The organism is Bacillus sp. FJAT-29937 (assembly GCF_001509555.1).
GTDB lineage: Bacteria > Bacillota > Bacilli > Bacillales > Cytobacillaceae > Cytobacillus.
The window spans coordinates 1-16,822 of sequence record NZ_LMAS01000015.1 but is presented as its reverse complement, the minus strand read 5'-3'; the positions used below and the strand labels follow the sequence as shown (position 1 = coordinate 16,822).

Sequence of the window (16,822 nt, the reverse complement as noted above, 5' to 3'; positions counted from 1 at the left end):
AGGGATATTGTTTCCTAAAAGTTAAGATCTATTACGTTGAGGGGAGGGGAATAAAGGCTGAAAAGGTTAAATCAAACGTTTTGAATTTCGTTCACACTACCTTTGATTCGAAGGTGCCGTTCCTCTTCTTGTATTTTTGCGAAAAAAAAAAGGGGCTTGCTCATCATAATGAACAAACCCTTTATCTATTTACTGACTCACAGTAATTGTTGTACCGGATTTAAGTGTATTAAAGGCTTCATCTCTAATTGTCGTTCTGGCAGCTGTTTGAATAGTGAGGTTGTCACCTGCAAATGTTGTTTCTTTTTTCGGAAGAATGATTAGTTCTTTTTGATTGTCCCCTCTAGTAATTGAGTATTTTTCTAATGGAACCTGCTTTTTATCTAACATAATAATGAAATCCGAATGGCTGTTTTCTAAGTAAATGGATTCAGAGAAGCTAAGATAAATTTTATTGTCCTTCTTTTTGACGGCTCCGGTTAAGACGGGTTCTGTATTATCTCCAATGGTGATTGTGGCTGTATAAGGATTCATCGTGTTATCAGATAAATCTTTTATGCCGCTTGCTGTAATATTGTATTTCGTTGTGGAAGGGATTGTGCCTTCCGGGAATGTTATGGTGACTTGCGTAAGATCATTGCTTATCGTTAACACAGATTGAAGCGGAATCGGTCTGCCATTCAACAAGTAATTTGCTGCAGAAGTGGCTGACTGTGCTTGGACACGTTCATTAAATGACGCCTTGAATTGCCCATTTGCAGATGTTTCAATAAAAGTGACAGTTGGCTTATCTTCATCGGACTTTTTCGTAATAGATGTAGTAAAAGCGCGATTGTTATTCTGGGAAATGGTATTGTCTTTAACAGCTCCTTCTGCGACTGAAATGGTTAGGATTCCGTCTAGCAGCCCATTTGCATCCAAAATCATTTTGTTATCAATGTTTGATCTGACTGTTGCCTGAACGGTTTTATTGTTTTGGTCGGTTACTTTAATTTTGCTGGCAGTTGGAAGCCCTGTTAGTAACGTTTTATTAAAAGTGATATGGATTTCATCTTTGTTTTTATCGTAAGCGGCTTGAACAAATTGCGGCGGTGATAGATCCTTGTTGATCGTAATCGTTCGGTCATATGTTTTTCCGGTATTATCCTCTAGATCCTTATAGCCTTTGACCGAGATGTTTAGTCTGGCTGATATTTCATTCGTTCCATAAACAGATGCCTGCAATTCAACGTCAAATTTAGTCTTGCTGCCGTCTGAAATATCTTTTACAGAAGCAGGTTTAATCGTTGTGTTGCCTTTTTTGATGGTGAGATGACTTGACGCTGTGAAGCTTGCAAGTGTTTCAGTAAATTCAACGGTGAATGTTTTTTCGTCTTTTACTTGTAGAGATTTCACTTCTGGTGGTGTGGTGTCGGCTGCTGGGTTATAAAGGAAGCTGCTTCTATAGGTGTCCATTGTATTTGGGGTATTGATCACTAAATCTCTTGCGCCGGTTACTACCAACGAATAGGAGCGCCCTTTTCGCAGGCTGATCCGGTCAAGCTCAGATTTAGGGACCACGATCGTGTCTGTATCACTATTCAGCTGATTGTATTTAACTGCTTTGCCGTCAATTGTAATCGAAACAGGTGAATTATAGGCAATTAGCTCGGAAAAAGTTAGTTCGACATTCCCGTTAGATTGGGTTTTCACTGTCGTGATGGTTGGTTTAATTTTGTCAGAGAATGTGAAAGTCGTGACATAATCGTTTTGCCCTAGAGATTCGTAGTTGGTTGTTTGGATATTTTTCTTCACTGTTACCGTATAAGAAGAATTAGGATAGAGTGGTTCATGAAGTTCGATAACGGCTGTTTTTTTATCAGCAGAAAGGTTGACGCTTTTAATCGCTCTGCCAGAAACGAAGTAGTTAGACAAATTTTCTGCTCCGTTTGATCCTGTTCCAGCTAACATCGCTTTGCTGAAGGTGACCTTAATCCGCTTTGGCTCGGCGGCACTGACTTTATCGACTTTTGGCGTGAATGTGGCAGAGATGGAATTTAGGCGATCGGTTAATGTTTTTTTAATCACTGGATTGCTGACAAATGGCAGGTAGGTTCGAGCCTCACTGAGGTGAATTTCTGCTTTTGAAAAATTACCGCTGGCGATAGATCTTTGTGCTAAATCGAGTTCAATTTTCACCGTAACCGCATATATCGCGCTATCCCGCACCTTCTCAGCAGATTGCTTGTAGTGGGAGCGGATCAGGTCACGGGTGGATTTTCCGTAAACACGGTCTAACATAATCGCTTGCTTGCGGATCTCTCTTGAAAGCTCATGATAGGCCAATTCTGTTTGATCATTAATCAGGTTCATATTTAGTTGATGGGTTAATGCCTGCTGCTTGGCCTTAATTTTTTCACCGGCTGTAATGGCATCAATATAATACATCGTCCGGTTAATATGGAGTTTGACATGTTCGTCAAGCTCAGCGAGGAATCGATTTTTCTGTGCTGTCGGTAATGTGTTTGCGGCTTTGACTGCTTGATCATAAGCAGCTTTTGCATTATTATAGGCTGCCCATGGCCGGGTTTTCCCATCTGCACTTCCTTCAATCGAAATCGCCCATTTTAAAATCGTCCCCGCATCCCTCGCCACCTTCACGAGCTTTTCCACTTCGCTAACGGATGCTGCCTCCGCTGGGTTTGTCGTGATGATCGCAGAAACAGCTAATATAGAAGCACTTCCTGTATAGATAACTTTCTTTTTCCTCATTCATTTGCCCCCTTCTTGTAAATATATTCCTATTTTAAAAGATTATTAATGATAGATAAATAGATAAAAAGGCATGATGGGAGGGGGAATTTAGATGTGAATTTTTGTATGTTGGCAGATCACCATAATTAGAGGGGAAGTGGTGGATTGGCTGATAAACTTCATTTGGCTGATAAACTTCATTTGGCTGAAAAATTGCATTGTGGCTGATAAACGTTCATTTGGCTGAAAAATTGCATTGTGGCTGATAAATTTTCATTTGGCTGGTTAATTGCATTGTGGCTGATAAATTTTCATTTGGCTGGTAAATTGCATTGTTGCTGGTAAATTTTCATTTGGCTGGTAAATTGCATTGTTGCTGGTAAACCTCCATTTGGCTGACAAAGTGCTAAAATTGGCTGACAAACCACCAGAATTGGCTGACAAACTACCCAAACTGGCTGATAAACCAATCAATTTGGCTGACAAATTCACTTTTAACAATTAATCAGACTCCCGCGCCCTTAAAATCAGGTGAAAATAGTGAAAAAACTTCAATATTTGCTTTATAATTTACTAGGAGTATATAAAATGGAATGAAAGAAGGTAATCTTATGAGTGAACGGGCAAAAATTTCACAAAAAACGGCTATTTTACTAGAACGTGCACGGAGACTTGGTGTGGCTGATGATGTGTTGCTCGCCAGTAAGGCAAAAGGAGACCCCACTCCGTTAAAAGTGGCCGAGGAAGAGTATTATCATTATGATGATTTCTTTACCTATGCGGAAAATCATGGGGAGGATCTAGAGTCCGCTATAAAAAATGGCTACATCATGAAGTTTAATACAAATGGCGGCATCCAGACTTGGCTGAAAGAGAGATTTGGTCTAGAGGCTGAACGTGATTATCTCTTTAGCCCCGGAAATTTTACTCAATTGAAATTATCCGTTGAGCGGGCCGAAGTTCTTTTCAGTGTATTAGCGGGGAATTGGGTCATGCTCATATCAGCTGATGGCCGTGAAGCTTTAGTGGATGACCATGCTGCTTTTTCAAATTTGGCCGAAGATATAGTAAACATTCATTTAATCGTTGGATCTGAATATAAAGTTAGCGCAAATAAGTAAATTCAGGAGCAAGAAGGGAAGGTGAATTCTTGCTCTTTCCTATTTCATTGCTTTGAATCCTTTATTAGCAGAAATGGTTCTGAGCATCATTATTTTAAAAGGATTGTCGTCCACTCAACGGACTCACATTCCGCTATTGGCTTAAAATCCCCCCACTTTCCAATGTTTGAGGACACGGGTTCCGTTAATCGATGAAATTCATCCTAAAATAACCCTTTTAACCCCTGTTAGCGGAACCTAAGTCCGATCAGACTAGAAATGAGGGCTATTTCGAGAAATAACGGATCCACAGTCCGCAAATTTCTCCAACCCGAAAAACAATAGGAATAATCACCACATATAAAAAAACCAAATCAAAATAACGATTTGGTCTCCTAATTACTATCCTATTCATAATGTTTCTCTACTATATAACCGGAACTTTCGGCATAGCCACCCAATGGCCATCTGATACCTCAACAAGCTCCGATGTGCTTAATTGATATTTATCTTCCTCAGTTTGCTCTTCCATCAATACTCTCTTTTTCTGCCTTTCGATTTTCGGATCCGGAATCGGAATGGCAAAGAGCAGGGACTTTGTATAGGCGTGCTGAGGATTGGAGTAGAGCTCCTCACTTTCAGCTAACTCAACAATTTTTCCTCGATACATAACGGCAACGCGGTCACTAATATGCTTGACCATTGAAAGGTCGTGAGCAATAAATAAATAGGTTAAGCCCAGTCGATGCTGTAAATCTTCTAACAAGGTGACGACTTGTGATTGAATGGACACATCGAGTGCAGAAAGTGGTTCGTCGCATACGATGAACTTCGGCTCTACAGCCAGTGCTCGGGCTATACCAATCCGCTGCCGCTGACCGCCTGAAAATTCATGAGGATAGCGCAAAGCGTGTGACGGCTCCAGCCCCACCATATCAAGCAGCTCTTCCACTCTTTTCTTCCTTGCTTCTTTACTAGGCGCCAGTTTATGAATATCCAATGCCTGCCCGATAATATCCAGAACTTTAAAGCGTGGATTCAATGACGCATATGGATCCTGAAAAATCATTTGCATATGCCGGCGCATGGTTTTCATTTCACCCTGAGTTAGCCGATTAACGGGAATCCCTTGGTATAACACCTCGCCGCCAGTAGGCTCATGAAGCCGCAAAATCGCTCGGCCTGTTGTTGACTTGCCAGATCCGGACTCCCCTACAAGCCCCAACGTTTCCCCTGGTTTAATTTTAAAGCTAATATTATCTACAGCTTTCAGAACATTTCCTTTGCCTAAATCGAAGTATTGCTTCAGGCCATCTACTTCCAGTAATGATTTACTAGAATCAATGCCAGGCAAGATGAGCGGAGCAGGCTTTGGTTTCTTTTTTTCATTCAGTCTAGGCAATGCATTTAGCAGTTTCAGTGTATAAGGATGCTTTGGCGATTCAAAGATTTCCTCAGTTGTTCCGGTCTCAACAATTTCTCCGTTTTTCATGACGACAACACGATCACACATGCCCGCAACGACACCAAGATCATGAGTAATTAAGATGATGGATGTGCCAAATCGTTCTTGCATATTTTTCATCAGATTTAAGATTTGCGCCTGAATGGTTACATCTAGCGCGGTCGTCGGTTCATCCGCGATTAACAGCGTTGGTTGGCAGGCGAGTGCAATCGCAATCATAACCCTTTGCCGCATTCCTCCTGAAAACTCGTGCGGGTACTGGTTATAGCGTGTTTCACTATCGCGAATGCCCACTAATTTTAATAATTCGATTGCTTGATTCTTCGCTTCTTTTTTTGATAACTTCTGATGTTTGATCAGGCTTTCGGCTATTTGCTTGCCAACACGAATGGTTGGATTTAAGGAAGTCATTGGGTCTTGAAAAATCATACTGATGTCGCGGCCGCGAATTTGTTCCATTTCCTTTTCTGTTTTGTGCGCAAGATTTTCTCCTTGAAAAAAGATCTCTCCCTCTTTCATAAATGAGGGCGGAGAAGGGAGCAGTCGCATTATGGACCTTGCTGTTACACTTTTTCCGCTACCAGATTCCCCTACAATTCCTAAAGTCTCACCTTTTCTGACTTCAAAGCTCACGCCTTTTACTGCTTCAAACTCATGATCTCGGGACATGAAGGATACTCTTAAGTTGTTAATCTTCAATATTTGTTCCACACTTCACACCTGCCCATTTTAAATTGCTATTTATATAAATGAATGTTTTTAGTAAAATAAATATATTCTGTCTTCTTCTAGTGAGAATAGCTATTTTTGCATAATAACTTAATGTTGACTTTACTATTCGAATTAAAATATACTATACTGGTCGGAATAATGCAATATAAACGGGAGGAGGAAATCCCCATGGAAGTGAGCAAGGGTGCGAACGCAAATAAAAGCTTGAGTTTTTCAGAAACCTTAAGCCAATCCTATAAGAAAATGCAGCCACATCCAGCCTATAAATGGCTTATATATATTCTGGGCCTTCCGGTGCATCTCATTGTTTTTATTATTTACCTTAACAGTAGAAAAATAGATTCCTATTCCTCCCTGCTTAAGGAAATAGAAAACGAACTTGCCCAATCCGGCCTTAAGGAACAGTTAAAGCAGCAGTATAAGGAACAGATATTACGGAAACAAGCGTTTTTTGGACAAAAGCAAGAGGAAGCCAAAACGGATCAGCTTGCGGCAATTTGGGCTGAAGAACAGTTTCGAAAAATAGCTGATGAAAAAACCGTTGAGCTCTTAAAACAAAAAGGGCATGAAAGATTGTCTTATGAATCGACTTTTCAATCGCTCATCAACCATCCGCTGTTTCTATTATTAACGTTTTTACCCGGATTGCCTATGTATCTATTAATTTTAATACATAGCAACCCATACTTGAAATATATATTTGAAAGATTGGTCATGAGTATATTCGTTATTGTGGGGGTCGCGTTTTTCGTATTTACTATTTTGTATATTTCGCCTTTCGATCCGGCAGCTAACATACTCGGAGAGACCGCTACAAAGGAACAAATTGCAGCCTTTAATCAGATTTACGGTCTTGATCAGCCTTATCTGACACAATTATGGAATGCGATGAAAGGGATATTCACCTTTGATTTAGGAGCCTCTTATTCTGGTAATGAAGAGGTCGCTGCAAGTATTGCTAGAAAATTCCCAATCACGTTAACGCTGACGCTCATAGCCTTGATCATGGCGATTGTGATTTCCATTCCAATCGGAATTATTTCAGCAACAAGACCGAATTCTTTCTTTGATTATACGTTTATGTTTATTGCCCTTATCGGATTATCCATCCCTAACTTTTGGCAAGGGCTTATCTTTATCTTGAATTTCTCGATTAAATTACAATGGCTGCCAGCCACCTTCAATCCGCAAAACTGGCTGTCCATTATTATGCCTGCCGTTGTTCTAGGAACGGGCTTAACTGCCTCCATCGCTAGGATGACCCGCTCGGCTACACTCGAAGTGATTAATGAAGATTATATTATTACGGCGAAAGCCAAAGGGCTAAACAAGCGCCAAGTATTATGGAAGCATGCAGTGGGCAATGCGATGATTCCTGTTATTACAGTTATTGGCCTCATGTTTGGCGGCATGCTTGGCGGAGCGGCCGTTACAGAAAAGGTATTTAATATTAGCGGAATTGGAAGCTATATTGTTGATAAGCAATTTATACCTGATATCCCGAGTATTATGGGTGGAGTTGTCTATATTGCGATTACCATTTCTTTAATTAATTTATTGATCGATATTCTGTATGCGTTTTTTGACCCGCGGATCCGATCAAAAATGAAACAATATTAAAGCAGGTGTATAGAAGATGTCTACTCATATGAGGGAAAATGAAAGCTATTTTAAGCAGTACGCACTGAAAATTTCGCCGGAATACAGGCAGGCAAGTTTTACGTCGATCACTTCGCTTGCCTTGACTGTCATATTTCTATATAGCAGCTTGAACTTTGCGACAAATACGATCAAGCCGTTTGTGTTTGGCGTTTTCATCGCATATGCGCTGTTTACGCTTGTACAAATCGCCATTACGTTGAAAATTAAGCAGGATCTTAAGAAGTCTGGCGAAATACGAAAGTCAACTAGAGTTCTAGGATATTTTCAAGTTTTAAGTATTTTAACGGCAAATGTATTCGTGGCGACTTTTGCCTTTCAACTCATTAAAAAAGAAAAATCACCCGAATATATATTTGCTGTTTACATGCTGATCACTCAATTCTTCATTATTGCGGTGTCCGCACTTAATCTATTCAAACCATATGTCTCTGATACCTTTCTGCCATCCATGGGCTTCCTAATGATTGCGGCGGTTTTCTATTTGGCAGTCCTTATTTTTACCGCAAAGGACCAGGGAGGCAGTGGAAAGGAAAAATTGAAATTCTTTTTGGGCATCCCATTAGTATTGACTGCTGTTACGGGCAATCTTTTTGCACTCGTAATTGGCATTCATTATATAAGAGAAAAATGGAGAAACAATGAAACTAGCATAGGTAAGTGGGTTAAAATTTGGGAGAAAATATCAGTGAATACGACTTCCATGCTAGGGTTGTTTTTTATCACATTTATATTTTCGATCTCGATCTGCAGCTATTTGACATTCGATTACAGCATGGCAGTGGATAACGATTATAGTGCGATCCTGCAGACTCCGAGTATTTCTTATCCGCTTGGAACAGACAATTTTGGCAGGGATTTATTTTCTCGGATTGTTTTCGGGGCAAGGATTTCTCTTATTGTCGGGGTATTATCAACCGCAATTCCGTTTTTGATCGGGGGATTCTTGGGAGCGATTTCTGGCTATTATGGAAACCGCACGGACAATATTATTATGCGTTTGCTTGATATATTGTACGCGATTCCGGGTATTTTGCTGGCGATTGTTATCATCGCTGCGTTTGGTTCTAATGCGGTAACTCTAGTAATTGCTCTGAGTGTTGGGTCCATTCCAACGTACGCGAGGACGATGCGTGCCAACGTTCTGATGGTTTCGAACCTTGAATATGTGGAATCTGCACGAGCGCTCGGAACTAGCAATCTAGCGATTATCTTTAAGCATGTCGTTCCAAATTCACTTGCTCCGATGATTGTGAAATCTACACTAACGATCGGCGGCGCAGTCATTGCTACAAGCAGCTTAAGCTATCTGGGACTAGGTGTTGAGCCGCATATTCCGGAATGGGGAAATATATTGAAGATTGGCAGTACCTATCTTGAATCCCATTCGTATTTAGCCATTTATCCGGGGCTGGCTATTATTGCCCTCGTTTTATCCTTTAACTTTTTGGGAGATGGGCTTAGGGATGCTCTTGACCCGAAGCTTGATTAATATAATAAAATTTTTAGGAGGAAAGATGATGAAAAAAATGATTCCACTGCTCCTTGCCTTCGTTTTAATGCTGGCAGGATGTGTGAAAACTAAATCAGATGTGAATGAAAAAGCTGGATCTGATTCTAAATCCGGCGGTACAGCAAGTGAGCAAGTTGAAATTGAATTGCTTGGAATGACTAGCGGGGAGGAAGATCTTAACATTCTTCGCGACCAGCTTGTAAAAAATGGCTTCAAAGTAAAGCTTAATATTCAACCTGACTATGGCAGCTTTAAAGCTCAACAAGATGCCGGCAACTTTGATGCGGCATTATCCAGCTGGACAACAGTAACAGGAAATCCAGATTACGCTGTCCGCTCACTATTTAAAACAGGTGGAGATTACAGCATTTTGGCTGATTCTGAAATTGATGACCTAATTGACAAAGCAAGCACGCAAACACCTGAAGAATACGCAGACACTTATAAGCAATTAGAACAGCGTCTAGTATTTGACAAGGCTTATATAGCACCATTGTACATTTCTTTAAAATCACAGGCTGTAAACAAAGATGTCTTAAAGCCTGAATCTGTTAGACTTTCTAAATCTCGTGCCCTTGCATGGGAGCCGATTGATTTTATTGACGAATCAAAGCGTGCAACAGAGCCGCTAATTTTGTCTCAAACGATGTCGACTTTAACATCACTTGACCCAATCAAGGGAAATGATGGTTCCATCAATCAGATTAATACAAATATGTATGTCCGTTTAATTAACTTAACAGATGATGACAAAATTACATCTGACGGTTCACTGTCTCTTAACCATAGTATTGCAGAAGGAAATGAAGAGTATTATTTCATCTTAAGAGATGATATTAATTTTGCAAAAATCACTGATAAAAAAGCAGTGGATACAGGCGAACGCGTTGGTGCAGATGATGTTATTTTCTCTTTAGACCGTGCGAAAAATAAAGATTCCGTGCCTGATCACCGCACATACAGCTTACACGAGCATATTAAGAATATTGAAGTTGTAACTGATTTAAATGCACTTGACCAAGTAAAACAATCTAGCGGCAGCGATTCTGTTAAAGCTGCACTTGAAAATGGTCTAGATACGAAAATCTCTGAACTTGTTGCTGATAAAACACAAGCGAACAATAAAGAAGGTAAATACCAAGTTGTAAAAGTAACAACAACTGAACCTTTCCCGCAAGTGCTTAACTATTTAGCACACCAATCAGCTGGGATTGTTTCTAAAAAGCAAGTCGAAAGCATTAACACTTACGATGTAGCCACTTTTGATGTAAACAAAGACATTCCGTACGGTGACCAAAACACAGTAACGGAAGGCGACAAATACAACAACACTTTATTCGCAAGCGGCCCATACATCCTTTCACACAAGAACGATTATGAAGCCATTTTCTACAAAAACCCTGGCTACATGAAGGGAACAGAGCACGAGGCTAAAATTGAAACTCTTAAACTTCGCTTCATCAAAGATATGGATAGCTCACTATCTGCCCTGCGTAACGGTGAAACTTACGTATTATACGGTATTCCGGAAAACAAACAAGAAACCGTTGAGAGCGACAGCAAATTAAAACTTCAAAGCATGGAAAGCAATGGCGTATCTTACTTGCTTTTCAACACAGCTAATCGTGAAATCGCTAAGAGTGAAGACCTAAGAAAAGCCGTCCTGCACTCGATCAACCAAGATGAAATTCTAAGCTACTACCATGGCAAGAAAGTCAAAGCGGTATCCACTGTCAGCCCGCTTGTCAAAACTGGACTCGAGCTGAAAGCAGATCCAGCTAAAGTGAAAGAGTTCTTGGAAAAATATCAGTCTAGTAAATAATTAGTAGAGAGAACGGATCGGTGCGTGGGCGCTGATCCGTTTTTTTTGAGGGACAAAAGCTAATTGGCTGACAAAGTGCATGATTTGGCTGACAAAGTGCATGATTTGGCTGACAAAGTGATGAAATTGGCTGACAAACCGCATGATTTGGCTGACAAAGTGTTGAAATTGGCTGACAAACCCCATGATTCGCGAATAAAGCGTTAAATTGGGTTGATGGCCGCCACAGTTTGGCTGACAAACTACTTTTTATCATTAAATAAGATTGAGAAAGGCTACAATGTTTCCGTTTTTTATTAAATGAATAGATTCCTGTATAATCAAAGTTAATAATTGCAGAAATCTGTAAGGGAGAGTCCAATAAATGCTCATTCAATGTACAAAAAAACTATTAGATCAGTTTGGAATCAAACCTGCAACAGAGGAAAAGGAAGAACCGCTTTTTTCATGGCATGCCAATTTGATTACCCTAAACCGTAGAAAAACGATTGTACTTGTAAATGATCAAAATAGGTATGTGGTCGTTTTGCATGGACTAAAAGCGAAGGATTTTAAAAATCTCGATAGAGTGTTACTACAAGGAATACGTGAGACTTTTATGGAAGAGGGAATGAAGGATGAGGTAATAGAAAAATTTCTCTCCCAATCTAATGAAATAAGCTATACCAAAACAAAAGACCGCACCTCTGTAGCAAGAATGAATAAGGCTTGTGAAAATGTTTATTTTTTCGAGGAACTATTGGAAAACGATTCTATCTTCAATACAAGGATGAGTATGCGGGTCAGTCGCTTTCTTGTAGGGAATGGGAAAAATGATTATATTTTGCCGAATGAAGAGATGTATAAGGATCTCGAAGAATTTGCTGGTGAACCAATTTTTATGACGAAGGCGGTACAACTGAAAGTCACACTAAGGCTGGAAAAAAGTAATACTTGGCGACGTATACTTGTTCCGATAAATAGGACCTTTAATCATTTGCATGATATTCTTCAGATAGCTTTCGGATGGCGGAACTATCATCTCCATGAATTTTATATTTATGACAATGCACTATCTAAACAAGTCTTATCGCCAAATCATTCGGCTTATCATAAGGACGGGCTTAAACCAATGGTGAATCTGGTTAGTCACGAAGAAGCTTTTTCCTATCCGAATGACGTGGAGATGAAGCTCGATACCGATATTAAGTTATCAGAATATATCCCCGCATACAAGAGGCTGAAATATAATTACGACTTCGGTGATAACTGGCAGCATGATATCGAGGTGGAGGAAGTAATTGACAATTATGATGCCAACTATCCTGTTTGCCTTGAAGGAGGAGGCAATACACCTCCGGAAGATGTTGGGGGGACCTATGGCTTTGAGGAGTTTTTAAAAATCCTTGCTGATCCTATGCACCCTGAGCACAAGCATATGGTCGAGTGGGGAAGAATGCAAGGCTATAAGGAATTTGATATTAAGGGAGTAAATAGAGACCTTAAAAATAAATGATGGGTTATTAGCATCCTTTATGGGCTTGCTGGCTAATTCGAAGGGTAGCTAGGGTTATTCTTGGAATGTGGTTATATTGGACAGGAAACTGCGAAACCGGAAAAACTTGTCCATCAAAATGGTTTTATTGGACAGGAATCTATGAAATCGGAGAAACCTGTCCAACAAAGCAGTTTTATTGGACAGGAATCTGTGAAATCGGAGAAACCTGTCCGGCAAAGTAGTTTTATTGGACAGGAATCTATGAAATCGGAGAAACCTGTCCAACAAAGTAGCTTTATTGGACAGGAATCTGTGAAATCAGAAAAACCTGTCCGGCAAAGCGATTTACTGAACAGGAAAAAGCAAATTCAAAAACTATCCAACAAAAGTACATTTTTTGTAAGAGGAGGGGTTAGGCAAGAATGGTATTGTTCCTCCTGATTTTATTGCTAACTTACAACCACTCCCTTGAACGCCACATCTCCAAGAATTTGATAAACACGCACATTCGGTAAATGAATCGCGTACATGGTCTCTTCCGGTGCTCGAACGATTAACACATTCGGATGAACTCTTTCAATCACTTCAATAGGGGTAGGCAGAATCGAGGCATTGATATCACCACCGATTGCCCAAAAGGAGTGAGTAGATGCCTCATTTTCTTCTAGCTTTTTTTCGGTGAATGCCCGAGGCACACTTTTTCGATTAATGTGTGCCAAGTCCTCGATTATCGCGCTTGCTGTTGGAAGCATTCCCGCCCCTGGACCTTGAAGGCTGATATTCCCAACAATATCCCCGTCAATGGAAACCGCATTTTGGACACCTTCTACATGGTAAAAGGGGTGCTGCTCATTCACAAGCACAGGTTTTACGCTGCAAAGAATTCCACTAGCAGTGCGTTCGATCGAAGCGATATGCTTAAACCGAAGCCCTAATGATGTAAAAATTTCAATTTGTTCAGGGGTGATTCTCCGAATACCTTCCCTGATCGAGTCATCCCAGTTTGGCGCCTCCCCAAATGCAAGCTCACTTAGGATCACCGCTTTGTAGAAGGCATCATAGCCGTCAACATCATTAGTCGGATCAGCTTCGGCATAGCCTTTTTCCTGAGCTAGCTTCAAGGCTGACACAAATGGTAGGTTTTCTTCTCTCATTTTCGTCAAAATAAAATTAGAGGTTCCGTTAAGTATGCCCTGAACTTTTTCGATATTATTGACATTCAGCAATTGGTTTATTGTTTGGATTACAGGAATTCCACCAGCAGCCGTTGCTTCAAAGCCGAGAGAAACACCATTCTCACTTGCTAATTGTTTTAATTGTGCGCCGTGATGGGCAAACATTTCCTTGTTCGCCGTAATCACATGGCAGCCCCGTTTAATTGCTTGCTGCAAGTAGGAGAAGCACGGATCTTTACCAACAATGGCATCTATTACAACATCCAATGGTTCCAGTGAAAGAATTTTTTCAAAATCATCGGTTAAAAGAACCTCTTCATCCGGTTTATTGTGCTTATTTAAATTTTTCACAAGAATGCCAACGATTTTCACTTCTTTTCCAAGTAGAGCCTGAAGCTTTTTTTGATGTGATTGGACAGTCTGATAGACGCCCTTCCCAACGGTACCAAATCCTAATAATGCAATATGAATGGCTGACATGCATGCATTCCTCCTGTTATCTTATGTTTTAGGTCGATTGGCTTCGTGTAAAAATAAAAAACCCCCTCTGCATATAAAGACAGAAGGGGACACGAATGACCTAACAAAATCCGTTCCACCTTCTCATCTTCGGAATGGTGATCATTCCTCTGAAATTGGCACCGTGCACAAGTATGCTGGTTGCCGAGGCTTCGCAGGGTCAGTCCCTCCACCTCTCTTGATAAGAAGATTAGCAATTATGAAATTATTAATAATCATATCGGTTTCTGGGGGCTGCGTCAATACAAATGAGTTGGGCACATGCTGGAATGGGTTGTAGAATTTCCTTGTTTTCCATGTATAATAGGTAAATAAAAGGAGGTAATTAAAAAATTGAGGGTATTGAAGCTGTAATCATAAAAAAAATACTAAATCAAAAGTCAAAAGCAGTAATTGATATTGAAGGGGAAGTTTTTGTTATTCAGAAATTAAAAGAAGATACGATTTTATCGGATATTGAAACAGATATTGAGTTAAAAGAAATGCTTGAAAGAGCAGATAAAGATATTGTGAATGGGAGACTTTATTCCTCTGATGAGTTATTGGAAGCAATTGAGAGGGGTGATTTTTAAATGGAATTGAAATGGACAGCGGAAGCAAGGAGCAGCTTCACTCGAATAATTAGCCCCTATTTTAGTCCCAGTGAAACAAAGGAATATAAAAAAAGATTGCTGATAAAAATTCTTGCGATTATGGAATCAATGCCTGCCAATGAATCTGAATGGCAAGGAAACTATCGAATTCTAGTCGATAACTATAAAGTGTACTTCAACACCAGCAATGAATCCACATAAACTCTTCGTGCCCATCACCCTCGAATAAACTTATTTCATAGTCATATTTCGTTTTGGTTGACCATATAGAAAATTAAAGCTTGATAGTTGGATCATACTGCGGGATCCTATAAAAAAGCAATCATCACACTTGTCGCAAATAGATTACAAATAAACCCATTACTTTCGCAAATAAACCAATAATATAAAGAAATAGATAGACTCACTTATTACTAATATATTCCTTTATTTTAGACCTAACACAGTAATCCAAATTATGGATATCCATCCATAATATAATACTAGATGAAAATTTTAATATACCATATTCTAAATATGGCTTATGTAAAGATTACTTTTATAAGACTAATGATTTGCAGGAGAATCTGTATGAAGAAATTATTATCTATTTTATTAGCGGCTGGGATTGCTGGGACTGGTGCTCTTACGCCTTTTAGTACTGCAGAAGCGGCATCAACCACTAAAGCTGAATCTTTAGTGAAAACAGCAGAACAATATGCTGGATCATTAAAATGGCAAATTTCTTATGAGTTGACGAAAGAAATTAAAAATCCGGATATGAAGATTTTTAATTTAACAAAAGATGCTTATTTTAATGCAAAAAAAGAGATTGCTAAAGTAAGTGTGAAGGATAAAGTTATTTTAGAAAAGCGTCTGGAAGACAATGTTGGCATTCATTATAGCCGTGCAATGGGATATATTGATGCGATTACTTCCGGAAAGAAAATTGTAGATAAAGCAAATCAATTCAATGCTTTATACTCAGAAAATCCAACATCAGATGTAACTGAAAAAAGTTATCATGAATTATCAAGTGAAATCCGCAAACAAGCCATTTTATTATATCGTGTGTACGGTAAGTCGACACGTGATGCAATCCTTGCCAAATACAAAACTCCTGGTGAAAAGGCGCTTCAATCTGCAAAATATGTCATCACTGCAAAGATGTCATTAGATAAACTTGACGAGATGATTACTAAAAATGCGGATCAAAAAGCAGTAGAGGCACATGTTGCTGGCTTCTTCGACTTGCTTGACGTCATTGAAGATGAAGAAATCACAAGTGAACTGTACGCTGCTTACCAAGAAAGTATCAGAAAAGATGCGAACTTCCTAGCACAAGAAAAGGAAATTATTGAGTTCTTCAAAAAAGCAGATGACTATGCAAATGCTGAAGATGTAGAAGGGATGATGAGCTTATACAGCGAAGAATTCCCTGAATATGCAAATCTAAAAGATGAAATCGAAACGACATTTAAAGATTTTGATGTTAAATATGAAACGACAGGGCTTGAAGTTCAATATATTATTGATGGAACAGCCATCGTTATCCTAGATCAAAAGGCAAATATCGATCAAGTGGATGAACTTGAAAATACGTATGTCTATTATTTAGAAAAAGATGAAAGTGGAAACTGGAAATTAGCTGATATTTTAGATGTGCAATAATGTAGGCGGGTGGTGACTTTATGTCATTACCCGTTTTTTTTGGTTCAGGCTTATCCTTGTAGAGAGGAATCTATTCGGGGGGGCCTTTTATTGGGTGCTTGCTGGGCGAAAATCTAGAATTGGCTGACAAACTATCCAATTTGGCTGACAAACCATTAGATTTGGCTGACAAACCATCCAAATTGGCTGACAAATCAATAAATTTGGCTGATAAATATCTCGGCATAGAAAAGAGTATGGAAAAGTTGTTCAGAAAAGTAGTTTATTGGACAGGAATCTATGAAAGTGAGTCAAGTCCTTATTTTTGTGTAAAATCAAATCAACAATGCTAACCTTAGTATAGTTGATACCTCTGTTTGATTTTTTTCTGGGGGAAGGGGGTAC

14 protein-coding genes and 1 riboswitch are annotated in these 16,822 nt (G+C 39.5%); of the genes, 10 read left to right on the top strand and 4 right to left on the bottom strand.

Annotated elements, in window-relative coordinates; genetic code table 11:
- Positions 1-189 precede the first annotated feature (189 nt).
- Together AR328_RS20510 and AR328_RS20505 are read right to left on the bottom strand one after the other, a co-directional pair.
- The gene (locus AR328_RS20510) at positions 190-2,751 is read right to left on the bottom strand and encodes an Ig-like domain-containing protein (RefSeq protein ID WP_066301198.1); all 2,562 of its coding nucleotides are present in this window, start codon (positions 2,749-2,751) and stop codon (positions 190-192) included.
- A 267-nt stretch (positions 2,752-3,018) separates the two neighbouring features.
- Positions 3,019-3,234 carry a hypothetical protein gene (locus AR328_RS20505; protein ID WP_066301190.1) on the bottom strand — a complete coding sequence of 72 codons (216 nt, stop codon included), beginning with the start codon at positions 3,232-3,234 and terminating at the stop codon, positions 3,019-3,021.
- A gap of 92 nt (positions 3,235-3,326) precedes the next feature.
- Here AR328_RS20505 and AR328_RS20500 point away from each other — a divergent pair, with 92 nt between their 5' ends.
- Positions 3,327-3,854, top strand: coding sequence for a hypothetical protein (locus tag AR328_RS20500; RefSeq protein ID WP_066301183.1), 528 nt, complete (start codon positions 3,327-3,329; stop codon positions 3,852-3,854).
- Between the two features lie 406 nt (positions 3,855-4,260).
- On the opposite strand, the gene AR328_RS23365 is transcribed toward AR328_RS20500, so the two are convergent.
- Entirely contained in the window at positions 4,261-5,967 is a 1,707-nt protein-coding gene (locus AR328_RS23365) for an ABC transporter ATP-binding protein (protein ID WP_442854474.1), read from the bottom strand.
- Positions 5,968-6,198: 231 nt separating this feature from the next.
- Between AR328_RS23365 and AR328_RS20490 the strand changes: the two genes are divergently transcribed.
- The 6 genes from AR328_RS20490 to AR328_RS20470 all read left to right on the top strand — a co-directional run bounded on the left by AR328_RS20490 (position 6,199) and on the right by AR328_RS20470 (position 12,942).
- Positions 6,199-7,650: an ABC transporter permease gene (locus AR328_RS20490; protein ID WP_066301178.1), complete on the top strand. Its 1,452-nt coding sequence runs from the start codon at positions 6,199-6,201 to the stop codon at positions 7,648-7,650.
- A 16-nt stretch (positions 7,651-7,666) separates the two neighbouring features.
- Positions 7,667-9,181 carry an ABC transporter permease gene (locus tag AR328_RS20485; RefSeq protein WP_066301175.1) on the top strand — a complete coding sequence of 505 codons (1,515 nt, stop codon included), beginning with the start codon at positions 7,667-7,669 and terminating at the stop codon, positions 9,179-9,181.
- Positions 9,182-9,209: 28 nt separating this feature from the next.
- Positions 9,210-11,024, top strand: a complete 1,815-nt coding sequence (locus tag AR328_RS20480) for an ABC transporter substrate-binding protein (RefSeq protein ID WP_082677341.1) — start codon at positions 9,210-9,212, stop codon at positions 11,022-11,024.
- 63 nt (positions 11,025-11,087) lie between these two features.
- On the top strand, positions 11,088-11,231 hold the full coding sequence (locus tag AR328_RS22720; protein ID WP_156422761.1) for a hypothetical protein: 144 nt from the start codon (positions 11,088-11,090) through the stop codon (positions 11,229-11,231).
- A 157-nt stretch (positions 11,232-11,388) separates the two neighbouring features.
- Positions 11,389-12,519: a plasmid pRiA4b ORF-3 family protein gene (locus AR328_RS20475; protein WP_066301162.1), complete on the top strand. Its 1,131-nt coding sequence runs from the start codon at positions 11,389-11,391 to the stop codon at positions 12,517-12,519.
- Between the two features lie 60 nt (positions 12,520-12,579).
- On the top strand, positions 12,580-12,942 hold the full coding sequence (locus tag AR328_RS20470) for a hypothetical protein (RefSeq protein WP_066301158.1): 363 nt from the start codon (positions 12,580-12,582) through the stop codon (positions 12,940-12,942).
- Positions 12,943-12,950: 8 nt separating this feature from the next.
- On the opposite strand, the gene AR328_RS20465 is transcribed toward AR328_RS20470, so the two are convergent.
- Positions 12,951-14,156 carry a homoserine dehydrogenase gene (locus AR328_RS20465; RefSeq protein ID WP_066301150.1) on the bottom strand — a complete coding sequence of 402 codons (1,206 nt, stop codon included), beginning with the start codon at positions 14,154-14,156 and terminating at the stop codon, positions 12,951-12,953.
- 120 nt (positions 14,157-14,276) lie between these two features.
- Positions 14,277-14,383: riboswitch (SAM riboswitch) on the bottom strand.
- A 384-nt stretch (positions 14,384-14,767) separates the two neighbouring features.
- On the opposite strand from AR328_RS20465, the gene AR328_RS20460 reads away from it, so the two are divergent.
- The 3 genes from AR328_RS20460 (at position 14,768) to AR328_RS23205 (ending at position 16,770) form a co-directional block, all read left to right on the top strand.
- A complete protein-coding gene (locus AR328_RS20460; RefSeq protein WP_066301141.1) occupies positions 14,768-14,989 on the top strand; it encodes a hypothetical protein in 222 nt (73 codons plus the stop codon).
- Positions 14,990-15,358: 369 nt separating this feature from the next.
- A complete protein-coding gene (locus tag AR328_RS20455) occupies positions 15,359-16,438 on the top strand; it encodes a hypothetical protein (protein ID WP_066301133.1) in 1,080 nt (359 codons plus the stop codon).
- Positions 16,439-16,557: 119 nt separating this feature from the next.
- Positions 16,558-16,770 carry a hypothetical protein gene (locus AR328_RS23205; protein ID WP_231735058.1) on the top strand — a complete coding sequence of 71 codons (213 nt, stop codon included), beginning with the start codon at positions 16,558-16,560 and terminating at the stop codon, positions 16,768-16,770.
- Positions 16,771-16,822 lie beyond the last annotated feature (52 nt).